Below are 15,235 nucleotides of genomic sequence, written 5' to 3'. Positions count from 1 at the left end.
GATGTAGTCAGACACTTGCAAGAGTCTGCAATCGTTCTACCAGTCGCGATCGACCGATATATGGCGAGAACGTTCCGCTCTTTGCTGTTGCAGTCTTCGCAACATGTCGCGGTCGCGAACTGCCTGCAGCATTTTAAGCGCCTCTTCTTTGGACATAAGATCTTTCTCGTTGTTCCCCATAACTGCAGCTTGCGGATCGTCCTGCTTCTGCTCCTGTTCACTGGCGCCGGAAAGTTTGCCTGTGGGAATCTCTTGGGGATCATCCGCTTCCTCTTCAGGAGATGCTTCGTCGGCAGCCGATTGCGAGGACAGGTCTTGTGACCGTTGATTCGCTTGGCTGTCGTGCGAATTGTCTTGCTGTGGGGATGATTCTTGTTCTCTTTGCGGCTCCTGATCCTCTGGGATTTCTGGATCCGCTTTCGGCTTGTTTGGCTGAGAGGAATCTTCGGATTGCTGTTCCTGATCCTTGGGGTTTTTGTCTTCCGACGACTGCGATTGTGAACTCTGCTCACCTTCTTTCTGGTCGTTCTTGTGTCCCTGTTGTTGATCCTGTTGCTGGTCCTGTTGCTGATCCTGTTGCTGATCCTGTTGCTGATCCTGTTGCTGATCCTGTTGCTGGTCCTGTTGCTGATCCTGTTGCTGGTCCTGTTGCTGGTCCTGTTGCTGGTCCTGTTGTTGGTCCTGTTGTTGGTCCTGTTGTTGGTCCTGTTGTTGGTCCTGTTGTTGGTCCTGTTGTTGGTCCTGTTGTTGGTCCTGTTGTTGGTCCTGTTGCTGGTCCTGTTGCTGGTCCTGTTGCTGGTCCTGTTGCTGGTCCTGTTGCTGGTCCTGTTGCTGGTCCTGTTGCTGGTCCTGTTGCTGGTCCTGTTGCTGGTCCTGTTGCTGGTCCTGTTGCTGGTCCTGTTGCTGGTCCTGTTGCTGGTCCTGTTGCTGGTCCTGTTGCTGGTCCTGTTGCTGGTCCTGTTGCTGGTCCTGTTGCTGGTCCTGTTGCTGGTCCTGTTTCAACTTGCGGATCAAGTCACTGGCTAACTCGATGTTGGCCCGAGCGTCGGTATTGAGGGAATTGCCGCGTAATGATCCGCGATAATGCGAGATTGCTTGTTGCAGTGACTCGATCGCGGCGGCTTTGTCTTCTTGCTCGATCTGCTGCAAACCTTCGCTGTAATAACAATTGCCCAGGTTGTAGCGGCTCTTGCAAGCTAGCGATGCGCTGTCCGCGGCTGCCGCCATGGTGAACGCCTCTTTTGCCGCGGCCAAGTCGCCGCTTCGGAATTGAGCGACGCCCAGGTTGTACTGCAACGTATTGCGGTCTTCGATAGTCGCTTGAACTTGTTGATAGCCGCCGATCGCTTCTTCAATCTTCCCCTCACGCAACATGGCGTTCGCCGCATTGATGCGTTTGGCTGCCGCGATCTCTAAATCCAGAGGACTGCCGGCGAACGAAGGCTTTGCGAGCGCTGCGAACAGCAATACGGTGAATAATATGGTCACATGTCTCATGATTGACTATTTCTCACAGAGGTTAGACGGCGGTTGAAGCCGAACTCGCATTGGATGCGGCAGTCTTCTGGCTGGAACGGATCATGACATGGGATGCGGCGGCGGGCGCCAACTTGCTATTGCGTGAAGAAAGGAAGACTTCCAACAACAGCAGCGCCAACGCGGGAGCCGCGAACCATTGAAAACGGGGGATATAGACGTTGATCTTCGCTGTCTCGAATTCGGTCTGTTCGACCTGCGCCAAATAGTTGCGGTAGACGTCCGCCATATTGACGTGTCGTGTGCCTGCGGGAACGTAGGCGCCGTTACTTTCGGTGGCGATTTGCTCCAGCACTTGGCCGTTCAGTTTCGTCCAGACTTGCTGTCCTTGATATTTCATGAATCCGTTTTGTCCTACTTCGGACTCGGGGATGCGAGCCCCTTGATCCATATCGCCCAGACCGACGGTGAAAACGCGAATCCCTTGTTCGGCATACAGTTTTTTGGCGACGTCGACCGGCTTGCTCTCCTGGTCTTCGCCATCGGTGAACACGACAATCGCTTTGTGGTCATTTGTCGTATTGATGAACCCGTCTGCGGCAGCGGCGATTGCGTCCCCCAGCCGAGAACCCCCGCTGCGCACTGAGTGCGGTCCAACCGAGTCGAGCGTCTGTTTGAAATCTTCGTAGTGACTCGTCAGCGGAACCGATTGCCGCGTTGCTCCGGCGAACGCGATCAGGCCGACACGGTCTCCCGTCATCGCTTCCAGCATGTCCTTAATTTGTTGTTTCGCTCGTTGTAAGCGATTCGGCGTGACGTCTTCGGCCAGCATGCTGCGCGAGACGTCCAGGACAAACATAACTTCAATTCCCTTTTGTGGGGCCTCACGCCAGATCTTGCCCCACCGAACATCTAGCAGTGCGATAGCGATCATCGCCAGGCTGACCGAAACGAGGATGGCCGAGGTCCAGCGACGTGACGTAGCCCCGGAGGGGATCAGTCTTCGTCGCAACGGCGCCATTGCGAATTGCCCCGCAGCGCGGCGACTTGCGACGATCGCCCAAGCGGTGACGATCAAACCGGTCGCCGCCAGAGCGATCAATCCCAAGTTGCTGGGGCTGCCCAATTGAATATCCATTTTGAATTCTCTCCACTCGTAGCCGACTCTTTGCTGAGAGCTTCTACGCGAAATATTTGGCGGTTATGTCAATTCTCTCAGCCATGTTTGCTCTAGCACGACGCGCGCCAATAGCAGTCCAAAAGCGATCAATAACAGCGGAGGGAGCGTGAACAATCCGATAGCGTACGATTGCACCGCCAACTCGCGATAGTCAACAAAGTGTTGCGCCTCGACCTTCGTTTTCTCCAATTGGTCGATCTCGCTGTAGATTTTTCTAAGGGAGTCTGTATCGGTCGCTTGGAAGTACTTTCCGCCGGTGATCGATGCGACTTTTTCGAGCGTTTCTTCGTCGATATTCACCGGCATCCACTGCACGCTCTTACGGCCAAACATGTCGGTAACCGGTATCGGCGCTCGCCCTTTTGTGCCAACGCCGATGGTGTAGACCTTGATCCCCATCGTCTGCGCCAGTTCGGCGGCTTGAACGGGCTCTAGGTCGCCGGCGTTGTTTTCGCCGTCGGTCAACAGGATGATGATCTTGCTTTGGACCTTTTCCTTCTGTCGTGCGTCGAGTGCGTTGAGTTTCTCGACGGCCAGCGCAATCGCATCGCCGATCGCAGTGCCGTCTTCGCTGCGATTGGTCACGATTTGGGAATGATTCAATTGCGACACCAGAAACGTGTGATCCAGCGTCGGCGGCGTGACTCCATCGGCGTATCCGGCAAAGGTAATCAAACCGACCAAATCGCTCACTCGCCCGTTTAGATTTTCATCGCCGTTCACAAAGTCGCCGGCGACCTTCTTGATTGCGGTCAACCGATCGACATGTTCGCCGCCTAATTGAAAATCCATCGCTTGCATGCTGCTGCTGCGGTCTACAGCCATCTCAATCGCGATCCCTTCGTTTTCAACGATCGTTTGCTCGCGACCTTCGCGTGGACGCGCCAATGCGATGATCAGCACTACCACGGCGGCCAATGTCAAAGCACCCGGCAACCACATCAAGCGTTGCCGCAAAGTCGGAGCAAGTTGCCCAGCGAGCTGGACCGAACTGAAGCGGATGGCGCTGCGTCGGCGGGGAGCGAACAACCGCCACACGACCACCGGAACGATTAGTAAGAGCAGGAAATACCAAGGTGAATAAAACACTAGAGCACCTCTGTCGTTTTGGAAGCGGTTAATGTAGGCTCAGAATCCGCAGCTTGGTGCAGACGACCGACAAGCGAATGCGATAGCTTTAGCATGGCTTGGAATTCTGCAGCCGAAACAGGCAGCCTGGCGAACTTCGCTTCGTCCGCCATAGCAAATAGCTCGCGGAGTTGCTCTAGGGTCGGGAAATCGAGCAATTCCTTTTCCGTGAGTTCGAGCAGCAATTCTTCGGAAGTGCGGCCCGGTTCAGGAGGTAAAAATTGCATCTGAGCGTAGCTCTGCATGATCGACGCCAGTTGGATGACGGCCGCATTGCCTGCCTGCTCATGCGAGGCGGCTTCGAGTTGATCGAGTTGCTGCGTCGCCCATTGAGCCGGCGTCAACCAGCGTTTGCGACGCGTGAAGATCGCGGCCGAAATGGTCAACGCTACTACCGAGAACCCGGCCAGCGTCCACCCCATCCAAGCGTGCGACGGACGATTGGGGACTGCCACATCCACGACTGATTGAATGTCACGAAACTGCATCGGATCCCCCCGTTGCTCAAGCACACTGACGATTTGCACCGGCACGGCTTGCGATCGAAGGATCTGTGACGAATTTGGATCGGCCACCTGGATTTCGAGGGCAGGGACCGTTAACTCGCCAGTAACGATGCTCTCTAGTTGCAACCGTCTGGTCCAAGTCCGCCGGTCGGCGGAGTCGACCCCCGGGATATCGAACAAGTCTTGCGTATCGAGGATGTCAAAGTCGCCCAGTTTATCCCCAGTAGCAGGAAAAGTGACGGTTACGCCTGCTGACGCCGTAACCGTCCAGTCTATCCAGAAGGGTTCGGCCACATGTCGTGAAGTCTGAGTGGGCGTGGTTGTGACGCGCGCTGGTTCCGCCGCGGACGCCTGAAGAATGGATGTCCAACTAGCGACTACGGCAAACAGCACTAGGCGACCGATTCGGCTTGTGAAAGGAGTTATGTTCATTGCCGGTTCTCGCGTTGATGAAAATATTTGCGTAGCGGATCGACGAGGTCGCAACCAGTTTGCAGATGAATGGGGCTGAGTCGTAGTCGGCGAAACAGGTTGTCGCGCGACTCCGCTTGCTCCACATATAGTTTGGCGTACAGTAGGCGGTTCTTCCGACTAGCCGTGTCGATGACAACGACTTGTCCGGTTTCGGCGTCGTGCAGTCGTACTAGCCCGACGTTGGGCATTTGGGCCTCCCGTGGATCGGCGATGACGACTGGGATAATGTCGTGGCGACGGCAAGCCGCCTTGAGCGCTGATTCGTAACCGCCATCTTGAAAATCACTGATCAAAAACACGACCGTACGCCGTTTCGCAGTGCGATTCAAATGCTCTAGCACGGTACGTAGATTCGTGCCGGTTCCGACCGGTTCGCAACAAAGTAGTTCGCGGATAAGTCGCAAGACATGCCGCGAACCTTTCCGCGCCGGAACGTTCTTCTCGATGTCGTCACTGAAGAGAGTGAGGCCAACTTTGTCGTTGTTCTTAATCGCTGACATCGCCAGGATGGCGCCCAATTCCGCGACCAATTCTCGTTTGGTCTGCGTCGTCGTGCCGAGATCTTGCGACGCGCTGAGGTCGACTAGCAACGAGACCGCCAGTTCGCGCTCTTCGCGAAACAGTTTCACATAGGGCTGATCGCTACGAGCAGTTACATTCCAGTCAATCGTGCGGACATCATCGCCAACCTGGTAGGGACGGACCTCTTCAAATTCGATGCCGCGGCCCTTAAATGCAGAGTGCCAATTGCCGGCCAGCAGTTCATCAACCTTGTGCGACGTACGAATCTGAATATGGCGGATTTTTCTAAAAATTTCGCGAGGTATCATGGAGAGAAATCCTAGGCAAGGAGAATCGAACAGGACGACGCAGCGCTTACGGCGTCGGAATGTGATCGAGAATCTCCTGCACAATCGATGCGCTGGTGCGATCTTCCGCTTCGGCCTCATAGGTAACGATCACACGATGGCGAAGCACATCGAGAGCGATTTCTTTGACATCCTGCGACGTGACATAACCGCGACCCGCCAGGAAGGCGTTTGCCTTGGCCGCCAACGTCAGGTTAATAGTTGCGCGAGGTGACCCGCCGAATTGGATCAATTCGTCGAGGTTCAACCCGTAAGCCTGCGGCGTACGCGTCGCCATGACCAGATCGACCACATAGTTCTCGACTTTTTCGTCAACGTACACCTGATCGACCAAGTCTCGAGCCGCCATAATATCGGTAGGCGACGTCACGGGGGCGATCTCAAACTTGGCGGACGTCTTGCTCATCCGTCGCAAGATCTGCAGCTCTTCATTCCGGTTGGGATACTCGACGATCACTTTCAACATGAACCGATCGGTCTGCGCCTCCGGCAACTGATAAGTCCCTTCCTGCTCAACAGGATTTTGCGTCGCCATAACGAGAAACGGTTCGTCCAGCGGAAAGGTTTCTGTGCCGATCGTGACTTGTCGTTCTTGCATCGCTTCCAGCAGCGCGCTTTGCACCTTCGCTGGCGCTCGATTGATTTCATCCGCCAAAATCAGATTTGAGAAAATCGGCCCCTTCTGCACGACGAATGTTTGCTCCTGGGGACGATAAACGAGCGTCCCGATCAAGTCTGCAGGCAACAAGTCAGGCGTGAATTGCAGACGCTGGAAGCCCGTGTTGATCGCTTTCGCCAGGCTCGCGACGGCAGTTGTTTTGGCGAGTCCCGGCACGCCTTCGATCAGAATATGGCCATTCGCCAACAGCCCGATCAGCATCCGATGCACCAGCCTTTCCTGTCCAACAAGAACGTGATTGACCTCGCTGACAATTCGCCGCAACGGCGCACTGTGCAACTTGATTTCTTCGGTTAATTCGATGACGCGTGAACGTTGAGCACTTTGTTGAATCATTGAGTGCGCCTTATGCAAAGGAGAGTGAAGGGGCCTTAGGGCGCCAAAACAAAATAGCAATCGATGTGCCAAATCGTTCAATTGGCAAATATGCCGAGAAAGAGCTCGTAATTGACCATGCGGCTTGTGGAAGCGCGTAGCGTTCCACCACGGCGCGGCATTTTGCCCCATCTCGTGCGGCGAGCTTATCCTGCCTTCAATTTTTAGGCAGGGAACGCGGTCCCTACCGATCCGGTAGGAATTTGCAGATGCCAATGGGAGCAAACCTGTTAGTAGAGTGACAATAAACAAGCCACAAATTGGCGGGCTATTGTCGTGCCTTCCAGGCGCCGGAGACAGAAACCAATCCTCGGTATGCTCTCGACGAATACCGCTTGTCGTCCAACAAAGAAACACAACCAGGAGACATTGTGATCGCAAAGAACGCTGGCGGATCGAGTAGAACACGCTACCATAGCACGGTTTGTTGAGCTATCGCGTCGGCCTTCGAGGAAATTGTTCTCTGGCGACGATCACTTTTAAAAAGGATTTCACCCGTTGGGACAAATGTTGATTTACTATGCGATGCTGGTCTTGGCAGTGAGTTGCGTCACATTCGTCGCTTACGGCATCGACAAACGCCGCGCGCGGTCCGGCGAACAAAGAATTCCCGAAGCCACGTTGCAATTACTCGCCCTGAGCGGCGGTTGGCCAGGGGCTTGGGCCGGGCAGCAATTTTTTCGGCACAAGACGCAGAAACTCTCATTCCTGATCATCTTCTGGCTGATCGTTGCGTTGCATGCCATCTTCATCACAGGAATGTGCTACCTGTGGTTATTCGCCGGTTTCCATTTCTCCCATTGATGATTATTCGCCTCATCGTATCGCCGAGTCGCCTCAGGTCGAACTCGCCGGCAAGCAATAGCACCGCAATGGGGAACGAGTTAGAGTTGACGCACTTTATCAACTGTATCCAGCGCGAGATGCCTTCCGACTGTATTTCACTGGCCAATGCGTGGTGCTTGAAATTTATTCGCAGCCGATCCAGGGATAGGTCAAGATGAAATACGCACTGCGTCTACTTCGGCAGTTGTTCGATTCAACGCCGCCACGGCGATAGCGTCAATTTTGGGAAATCAAAAAAATCTGGATCAGCCGCGGATGTCGGCATCGTACAATTGCTTTTACGTTGCCGGTATTCAACGACTTCAAGCTGCTATTTTCAAAAAAGACGAGACTCATGATTCATTGTTCACCTGCGCCCCGGTTCCATGTTCCTCGGCTGCTGACGCTGTTGGCCGTGATTGTTATCGTTTTGGGGAGCTTGCTCACTGCGCAGGCCGAGCACGAAGGGAAGCTGCAGATTCTATTGCTGGGAGATAGCACTACCGAAGGCTCCATTCCTCGCCTGATCAAACCAGCGGCGCCCCAGTTAGAGCAAGTGATCGAACAGTTGTTGGAAGCGGAAGGGGATCTTCCCCCGACGCATGTTATCAATAACGGCCAAAGCGGCGATACGATCTATCGATTCGTCGAGTCAGGTCGATACGACAAGGAGGTTGCCGGATTACCGGGGATTGATTACGCCTTCATTCGGTATGGCATCAATGATTTCGCACGTCGCGAAGATTTTACGACGAACTTTCCCCTCGATTTTCACGGGTTGATCGCTCGGATTCGAAAGGATCACCCGCACGCCAAGATTGTTCTGATGACGGTGATTCCCTTCAGTAAAACGGACGTTAGCGAATCGATCAACTCGCGCGTTCGCCAAGTCGCTGAGAAGGAAGAACTACCGTTGTTCGACATCTACCCGCTGTATGACAAAGCGCTTCAAGTGCAGGGCGTCAATGCGCTGAACTATCGGCGCTATCCCCTAGAGAAGGCGCCCGAAAAGTATCATGCCTTTGTCGCTCCCTATGTTCATGGCGGACGCATCGTGGTTCTCGATAACGAACTTGACGGAATATTGGGGCATCTGCCAGGTTGGTACGGCGATCGCCATCCCAATCTTGCAGGGTACAACGTGATCGCCGTAGAAACGGCGAAGTACCTGGCCGAAGAGCTACGCCAGCGGAAGTCGGAGTAAAAAGAAGCGGTGCGGCGCGTGGAGACTCTCTGAGATATTTGACGCTTTATCTCGCCCTCGGTTTGCACGACGCAGCAAATCAGGAGTGCGTTTTGTCCGCCTCTGGACCCCATGGATCAATCTGCTTCAGACCTTTCGATTTTAGATATCGATAACAATCGGTTAGATCGAACTGCTGAAGAATTCCAGGCGCCATGGATGACAGCGGCCAGTGGTACGTTTCCGCCGACGCGAGGTCGGTGTACGAAGTCAGCGCGTGCTGCAGAGTAACCTGTTTGACGCTGGGGTGCAGAACGGCGGCGAATGTCGCCGGGATAGCTCCCCAGCCGCTTGCGATCAAATGAATCTCTTGATGATCGAACAAATTTAACCAGTTCAATACCGTCAGCACGTCGAATGTTCGCTGACGTGGATAAGCGTCACCGAACATGACTCCATGAATTGCATAGAGATAGTCACAACCATAGGCGCTGAGGTACGAATTCGTCCCCGCCGTATTGGGCTGTGATTCTCCCACGCCGCGGACATCAAGCGTGTAGACCGGCGTGCTCGGATGATCGCTAATTGTCTGGTTTAGCATTTCATTCCCGCGCAGCTCTGCATCGGCCGAGTGATGCGATACATAAAGGATGGCCTGCTTGGAGTTTTTTGCCGGGCGTGAGAAGTGCATATCGTCATTAATCCGATAGACGATCGCCTGAACGCCGGGCTCGGACTCCACGGCATAGGTAGCGAAGTACTTGCGAGGATACTTGCGATCACTCCGGTTCCGGAGAATGCGATAATGCGGATCCGTCGATGGGGTGCGATCGCCGAGCCAGTTTTTCACCAACGTTTTTAGTTGATCGCCAGTAGCTTCGCCTCTTTTCTCGGCGAGCGTCTGCGCCAACTCACGGGTAAACTGCGGAACGGTTTTCGAGTTCAGCGAACTGACTTGTCCGTTGGAAGCGCACCAGAGAGTTTCGTCTTTCTCGATCGTCAATTCCGGCTCCGCCGATCCGTTGTCCGCGCCGGTCACGCCGTTGAACCAACCGTACATCGCTTCTCGATTCTCCTGCGTGAAACCGTGGCGCGTGGGACCGACGAATAGTCCAATATTTTCTTCTTTGCCAAGTTTGCTATACAGGCGTTTGAGTCGATCGTAGGCCTCTTCAGCGCCACGAACGTCGAAGAAGTCTTGCTCCTTGGCCAGAATAATCACCGGCTTGGGAGCCAAGGCGGCCAAAAAGTCCTCGTGATCGAGTCCCAATGCGAGCGCGTTGGGAGGACATTGTTCGGTATCAGCAGGCAGTTCATTCTCAAGGTTTCGGACGAAGGATGTCACATAGCAGGACGGGGCCGACATCGCCCAGCGCGGATCGATCCCGCTGAGCAACGTGGTCATGGTTCCTCCGCCTGAGTTTCCTGTCACGCCGATTTGCGTCGGGTCGACTTCTTCGCGCGTCAGTAGATAGTCAAGCGCCCGCATGCCGTCCCACGCGCGCCACATGCTGAACGATTCGCCAACCAGAAACTGTTGATTTCCAGCTAGCAAATGCTCTTGAACGCCTACGCCAACGTGCGACTTGAGCTGTTCATCCACAAACTGAAGCCGCTCACCCTGCCCAATGGGATCGAAGATCAGACAGACGTAGCCTTGTCTGGCGAGCCCCTGAGAGAATGACTGATAGGCTGTTTCGGCTTTGCCGTTGTGCGAATGTCCACACGTGCCAACCACAGCGGGACACGGCCCTTGGACATTCGTTGGGATGTAGAGATTGGACGTTACGAAGAAACCTGGCCGGCTCTCAAAGATCAATTTTTCAATGCGGTACCCGTCCCGTTCCACGACTCCGGTAATCTGTGGATTGAGCGGAGTCTTGTCGGGCTGCGGCCCCATGCATTCTCGAACGCGCGTCTGGCACGATTGTACATATGCCTCGGCGTCCGATTTCGTTTTGATCGCGTCAAGTCGTGCGATCCGCTTATCGTGAAACGCTAGCATCCGATCGACGTAGTACTCCTGCATCATGCGGGGAAACCGATTGAGCGGCGACAATTCCGCCGGCTGCGGCTGAGCGAGAGCGCCGCTTGCCCACCACTGCTGTGCGATTGTCGCTCCAAGTGCGGCGGCGGCGGTGGAATGAAGAAATTGGCGTCGCGAAGATTGTCGTAGCATCGATAGCACCAAAGGTGGGAAGGAAGAGGAGGATCGGCGGGTAGCGGTAGCGAAGGCAAGAGGGAGAGCAGCGCACGATTGGCGCCGCTCCTGGCCAATGCATTCACGATATATAGAGTTTCGATTACGTCAATTCTAATCGCAGTCTTGTAAGCCCGGCAAGATTTTCCTGCTGCGACTTCGACGCTTTTCCAATCCATTCCGTCAAAAGGGGACGCGATCAGCCTAGGTCAACCATGTATCGATGTTCTCTTGTACAAAAGCATCGTCAATCAAATGAGGATAGGAAGCGCGAACGCGATTGATCTCCTCACGCTGGCCTAACGATAGTCCAACTTTTGGATCGAGGCAGTGGAGATTGGCTAACAGGCCTTGCTGCTGCAAAACGTAGTGAACGCCGGGAATGCATCCGTGAAAATTGTTTTTGGCGTCAAACAAGGCCGCATTACAATCGGTCACCTGACCGGCTAATGTCAACAAATCGGATGCGACTGTCTGTTGATCCCAGGTCTTCTTACAAGTATCCAAAAGTTCAACGGCTCTCTTCGTCCAGCAGGCCCAGTGCCCTAGCAGTCCTCCGACGATTCGCAAGCTTTCCATGCGTCCCTCGTAGAAGAAGGTATATTTGGTGAGCAGGTCCAGTACGATATTGTCATCGTTGCCTGTGTACAGAACGATCTTGTCACCACGGCCCGATTCCGTGACTGCCTGAAGGACATCCAGCGTTTTGTAGCGGTCGAATGGGGCGATCTTAATTCCAATCAGATTGGGAATCAGGGCCAAACTTCGCCAAAAATCGACCGACAGTTTTCGTCCCCCTACGGCCGTTTGCATATAGAATCCGAAAATTGGAATCTCGTGCGCGATCGCTCGGCAATGTTCGACCAATGCCTGATCATCCAGGTTGGAAAGCGCTGACAACGAAACCATGCCGAGATGGTACCCAAGTTCACGCGCCAGACGCGCTTCTTCAATCGCTTGGCGTTCGCAACCGCAGATCCCGGCGATCAACACTGTTTTGCGGCCCTGTCTTTCATCGCAATCAACGATCGTTTCCTGCGCAAGTTCTAACACCGGTTGCAGCAACGCATGCTTTGGCTGCCGAATTTCAAATTGTGTCGTATGAACGCCCACGGCGAGGCCTTTGGCGCCAGCCGCATGGTAGTAGCGAGAAAGCCCGCGTTGCTTTCGATCATCCAGCTTCAACTGATCGGTTAGGGCCAGCGGATGTGCCGGAATAGCGATTCCTGCGCGGAGCGTCTCAACAACCCAATTTGGCGGCAGCGGATAACTCTCATTCCCAATTGTCGCCTGGGAGTGAAGGCTCGTCATGGGAGATGCTTTAGAAGGCTCCATCACGCACCTCAAAATGTGTAGGCTTGTTGAGTAGCCGTCCATTCATCTGGATCCAATGCGCCGTCCAACGAATGATGGTGTCGATTGATACGAGAGGAGGCCCCAAGACGCGGCAGTATTGAGCAGCATCGCTCAACAGGGCGTTGGGCGCTTCGCTTCCAGTGATCCGGACTGGCCGATTCAAGAGTCGCCCAAAAGTTTCTGCGGCGGATCTTACCGAAACTTGCTCAGGACCTGTCAGATTCATGATTCGCGGCGGAGATTCGGCCAGCGCTAACGACCGCAATATGGCGTCGTTCGCATCGCCTTGCCAAATGCAGTTGAGATATCCTTGCGTCACATCAATCGGCTGATCCGCCGCGACTTGAATCGCGATATCCGTCAACACGCCGTACCGGATATCGGTTGCGTAGTTCAAGCGAATCTGCGTAATGGCCGCCCCTGTTTGACGCGACCAATACTCAAACATACGCTCGCGCGCGACCGCGGCGTTGGCATATTCGCCAATAGGGCCGATCGGCTGCGATTCGGCAGCGCCTTTGCCGGAAACCGGCATCAACGGGTAGACATTTCCAGTCGATAATGCGACGACCCTTGCGTCCGGGTATCGCTCAATCGCGTGTCCAGGGACCAGCGTGTTGATCGCCCAAGTCTGTGCCGGGTTACTGCTCGTACCGAACTTGCACCCGACCAGGTAAATAATGTTTTGAGCATCGGGAAGACGCGCCATCGAATCGCGGTCGAGCAGATCGACACATTCGGTACGAATGCCTGCCGCTTGCAGCATCTCACGCGAAGCCGGATCAGAAAACCGACTTGCTGCGACGATGCTGGCCTGACTTTGAGCCGCTTCGATCGCCCTTTGCGCCCGCAGCGCCAGGGTGGGCCCCATTTTTCCACCGGCGCCGAGAATCAGAAGATTCCCGTCCAAGCCGCGCATCATCTCCACTAACTCTGGCGATGGCCTGGTCAGAACCTCATTCAATTGCGGTTCGTTCTCGATCGTATCAGGAATGGAGTTCAAAAGAGTCATTTGCGTTAACGAATGGTTGGCGTGTTCATTGGTAGGAAAACGTAGTTTCGAACCCGCATTGGAGAAGAGCGGGAGTAACTACGAACGTGAATCCGCGATTCCAACATTCTAGATGCAGTCTCGCCTGAACGTAGTCCATAAAAGGAACAAATGGGTGCACTTTTGCGACAGCCCAATGGCCAAGGGCTGACGTTCAGCAACTATCCCTCTTGAGCCAATTTGCGATACGCGTTGGGGGTAGTTCCGACACGGGTTTGAAACACGCGGCTGAAGTAACGGCTATTCGAGAACCCGGCGGCTTGGGCAATATTTTTGATCGACATATCGGTCCGAGCCAGCAGTTGTCGAGATTCTTCGATCTTGATCCGCATCAGTTCGTCTTTCGGCGAACGCCCAAGGGTCGCTTTCATTCGCCGCTCGATGGTCCGCCGTTCCATTCCGGTGGCTTTGGTAATATCCGCCATACGGATCCCTTTGCACGCATTCTCTCGTAAGTACCTCAGCACTGCGGCAAACTCTTCGTCTTCAACCGCGAAACTATCGGTCGAAGTGCGGGCAATGACCGCTTCTGCGGGAAACAATACTGGCTCAGAAGGCGCCGGATCTCCGTTCATCATCGATTGCAGAACTTCGGCCGCGTAATAGCCGATGCGTTCTGAATTGATATCGATGCTGCTCAATGGAGGAGTTGAGAGTCCGCAAAGGAATTCGTCATTGTCGACTCCCAATACCGAGATGTTATCCGGAACATCCACGTCGGCGCGACGACATGCATCCAATAATTGTTGCCCGCGATTGTCGTTGCAGGCCATGATCGCCACCGGTTTTTCTAATTTTCGAATCCAACGAATGAGTTGGCGTTGATCCTGGTCCCAGGTTAGTCGTTTTCCTGTCTTGAGATTTTGTTGAAAAACTTCGCAACGGTAGCCCTCTTGAATCACCTGATCGTGAAACAGCTTAGCGCGTAGGTCCATCCAAATGAAGTCGCCGGTTGGATACCCGCAAAATGCAAATCGGGTAAATCCACGATCCAGGAAGTGGTCTAGCGCCAGCCTAACAAGTGCGAGATTATCGACTCCAACGCCGGGCATCCCCAGATTCGGAACCGCGAACCGTAAGTCAACTGCGGGTACGCCGGTCTTCTGGATGGCCCGCGCCATTCGACGGTCCTCAATTCGCGCAAGGATCCCATCTCCATTCCAAGTCGAAAGCCAAGTTGGGACCGGTTCGTTGGCGCCGCGTGGCTGAAAGTAGATCGACCAAGGGCCATGTTCTCTTTGAAACCGACTAATCCCGCGCAGCAAACCGCGTCCATACTCTCGTGAGGTCTCGATTAAAAGCGCTACCCGTAGTGAACTATTCAAGGAAGCGCCTTTCCTGGCTCGTAAGCATTTTACAAATCCGTGAGCGGTCGACGGATGGAATGGTCGAGATATCGCTGAAGCCTACTGTTGGGGACTATTTTACTCTGGAGAGCGTGTGCTCCGAATCGATAATCGCAAGGTTCCTCGGCAACAATCGCGAGAAGAGAAGAAGTCGCGGCGTACCTGTCTTTATGGGATTCACTATCGTCATCAGATCGTCAAGGATCCGTCTCCAGCAGACTGGGCATGGCCTGAGATGCGTATCTGCAGTTGATTGTGGAGATCGTTCAAGGAATTAAGTCGATGTCGCCGCCAAGTGAAATCGTCATGCCTGCATCTGCTTCAGCCTGACGCTGGTCAGTTGAAGAACAATAAAACAGCAAAGCACGGCATGAAGAACAACCCCTCAAAACAGGTTAGAGAGACGTCCGTTTGAAAGTTCTACAGAGGGGGGGTGTGGTGGTGCAATTGCGATGTCAGACGCTCTTCTGGCGGCCGACTATAAACGATTTCATCAAGCGGGCTGTAACTTTCGACAACGCCGCGAAATTTGTTTGACCTGTTTTCGAGCCGTCTCTATTTTGGGTGAACCGCTTGGGTATTGTATC

12 protein-coding genes are annotated in these 15,235 nt (G+C 54.2%); 2 read left to right on the top strand and 10 right to left on the bottom strand.

From position 1 onward, the window contains the following. Positions 1-36: 36 nt before the first annotated feature. The 6 genes from M4951_RS13350 to M4951_RS13325 all read right to left on the bottom strand — a co-directional run bounded on the left by M4951_RS13350 (position 37) and on the right by M4951_RS13325 (position 6,648). The gene (locus M4951_RS13350; RefSeq protein WP_262022151.1) at positions 37-1,497 is read right to left on the bottom strand and encodes a hypothetical protein; all 1,461 of its coding nucleotides are present in this window, start codon (positions 1,495-1,497) and stop codon (positions 37-39) included. Between the two features lie 22 nt (positions 1,498-1,519). Continuing rightward, positions 1,520-2,614, bottom strand: coding sequence for a VWA domain-containing protein (locus M4951_RS13345; RefSeq protein ID WP_262022150.1), 1,095 nt, complete (start codon positions 2,612-2,614; stop codon positions 1,520-1,522). 63 nt (positions 2,615-2,677) lie between these two features. Then, positions 2,678-3,745, bottom strand: a complete 1,068-nt coding sequence (locus M4951_RS13340) for a vWA domain-containing protein (RefSeq protein WP_262022149.1) — start codon at positions 3,743-3,745, stop codon at positions 2,678-2,680. Continuing rightward, a complete protein-coding gene (locus M4951_RS13335) occupies positions 3,745-4,722 on the bottom strand; it encodes a hypothetical protein (RefSeq protein ID WP_262022148.1) in 978 nt (325 codons plus the stop codon). The genes M4951_RS13340 and M4951_RS13335 overlap by 1 nt, the downstream gene beginning before the upstream one ends. Continuing rightward, positions 4,719-5,594 (bottom strand): DUF58 domain-containing protein, encoded by an 876-nt coding sequence (locus tag M4951_RS13330; protein ID WP_262022147.1) that lies wholly within the window; start codon positions 5,592-5,594, stop codon positions 4,719-4,721. Before M4951_RS13330 ends, M4951_RS13335 begins: the two co-directional genes overlap by 4 nt. A gap of 46 nt (positions 5,595-5,640) precedes the next feature. Then, positions 5,641-6,648, bottom strand: a complete 1,008-nt coding sequence (locus tag M4951_RS13325) for an AAA family ATPase (RefSeq protein ID WP_262022146.1) — start codon at positions 6,646-6,648, stop codon at positions 5,641-5,643. A gap of 546 nt (positions 6,649-7,194) precedes the next feature. Here M4951_RS13325 and M4951_RS13320 point away from each other — a divergent pair. After that, positions 7,195-7,491, top strand: a complete 297-nt coding sequence (locus tag M4951_RS13320; protein WP_262022145.1) for a DUF1294 domain-containing protein — start codon at positions 7,195-7,197, stop codon at positions 7,489-7,491. Positions 7,492-7,867: 376 nt separating this feature from the next. Then, entirely contained in the window at positions 7,868-8,716 is an 849-nt protein-coding gene (locus M4951_RS13315) for an SGNH/GDSL hydrolase family protein (protein WP_262022144.1), read from the top strand. A 79-nt stretch (positions 8,717-8,795) separates the two neighbouring features. Here the strand turns inward: M4951_RS13315 and M4951_RS13310 are convergent, their stop codons facing one another. The 4 genes from M4951_RS13310 to M4951_RS13295 all read right to left on the bottom strand — a co-directional run bounded on the left by M4951_RS13310 (position 8,796) and on the right by M4951_RS13295 (position 14,627). Beyond that, a complete protein-coding gene (locus M4951_RS13310; protein WP_262022143.1) occupies positions 8,796-10,874 on the bottom strand; it encodes an alpha/beta hydrolase family protein in 2,079 nt (692 codons plus the stop codon). Positions 10,875-11,099: 225 nt separating this feature from the next. After that, positions 11,100-12,206, bottom strand: a complete 1,107-nt coding sequence (locus tag M4951_RS13305) for a dihydrodipicolinate synthase family protein (protein WP_262022142.1) — start codon at positions 12,204-12,206, stop codon at positions 11,100-11,102. A gap of 10 nt (positions 12,207-12,216) precedes the next feature. Next, complete coding sequence (locus M4951_RS13300; protein ID WP_262022141.1) at positions 12,217-13,263, bottom strand: NAD-dependent epimerase/dehydratase family protein; 1,047 nt, start codon at positions 13,261-13,263, stop codon at positions 12,217-12,219. A 200-nt stretch (positions 13,264-13,463) separates the two neighbouring features. Next, positions 13,464-14,627 (bottom strand): xylose operon transcription regulator XylR, encoded by a 1,164-nt coding sequence (locus M4951_RS13295; protein ID WP_262022140.1) that lies wholly within the window; start codon positions 14,625-14,627, stop codon positions 13,464-13,466. Positions 14,628-15,235 lie beyond the last annotated feature (608 nt).

It is taken from the genome of Blastopirellula sp. J2-11 (assembly GCF_024584705.1).
Taxonomy (GTDB): domain Bacteria; phylum Planctomycetota; class Planctomycetia; order Pirellulales; family Pirellulaceae; genus Blastopirellula.
Note: the sequence above shows the minus strand (reverse complement) of the source record. Positions and strands in the feature narration are given on the sequence as shown.

Excerpts from the sequence above, each read along its gene's own strand:
- M4951_RS13350 (WP_262022151.1), bottom strand. The coding sequence starts at position 1,497 with ATGAGACATGTGACCATATTATTCACCGTATTGCTGTTCGCAGCGCTC.
- M4951_RS13345 (WP_262022150.1), bottom strand. The coding sequence starts at position 2,614 with ATGGATATTCAATTGGGCAGCCCCAGCAACTTGGGATTGATCGCTCTG.
- M4951_RS13335 (WP_262022148.1), bottom strand. The coding sequence starts at position 4,722 with ATGAACATAACTCCTTTCACAAGCCGAATCGGTCGCCTAGTGCTGTTT.
- M4951_RS13330 (WP_262022147.1), bottom strand. The coding sequence starts at position 5,594 with ATGATACCTCGCGAAATTTTTAGAAAAATCCGCCATATTCAGATTCGT.
- M4951_RS13325 (WP_262022146.1), bottom strand. The coding sequence starts at position 6,648 with ATGATTCAACAAAGTGCTCAACGTTCACGCGTCATCGAATTAACCGAA.
- M4951_RS13320 (WP_262022145.1), top strand. The coding sequence starts at position 7,195 with ATGTTGATTTACTATGCGATGCTGGTCTTGGCAGTGAGTTGCGTCACA.
- M4951_RS13315 (WP_262022144.1), top strand. The coding sequence starts at position 7,868 with ATGATTCATTGTTCACCTGCGCCCCGGTTCCATGTTCCTCGGCTGCTG.
- M4951_RS13310 (WP_262022143.1), bottom strand. The coding sequence starts at position 10,874 with ATGCTACGACAATCTTCGCGACGCCAATTTCTTCATTCCACCGCCGCC.
- M4951_RS13305 (WP_262022142.1), bottom strand. The coding sequence starts at position 12,206 with ATGACGAGCCTTCACTCCCAGGCGACAATTGGGAATGAGAGTTATCCG.
- M4951_RS13300 (WP_262022141.1), bottom strand. The coding sequence starts at position 13,263 with ATGACTCTTTTGAACTCCATTCCTGATACGATCGAGAACGAACCGCAA.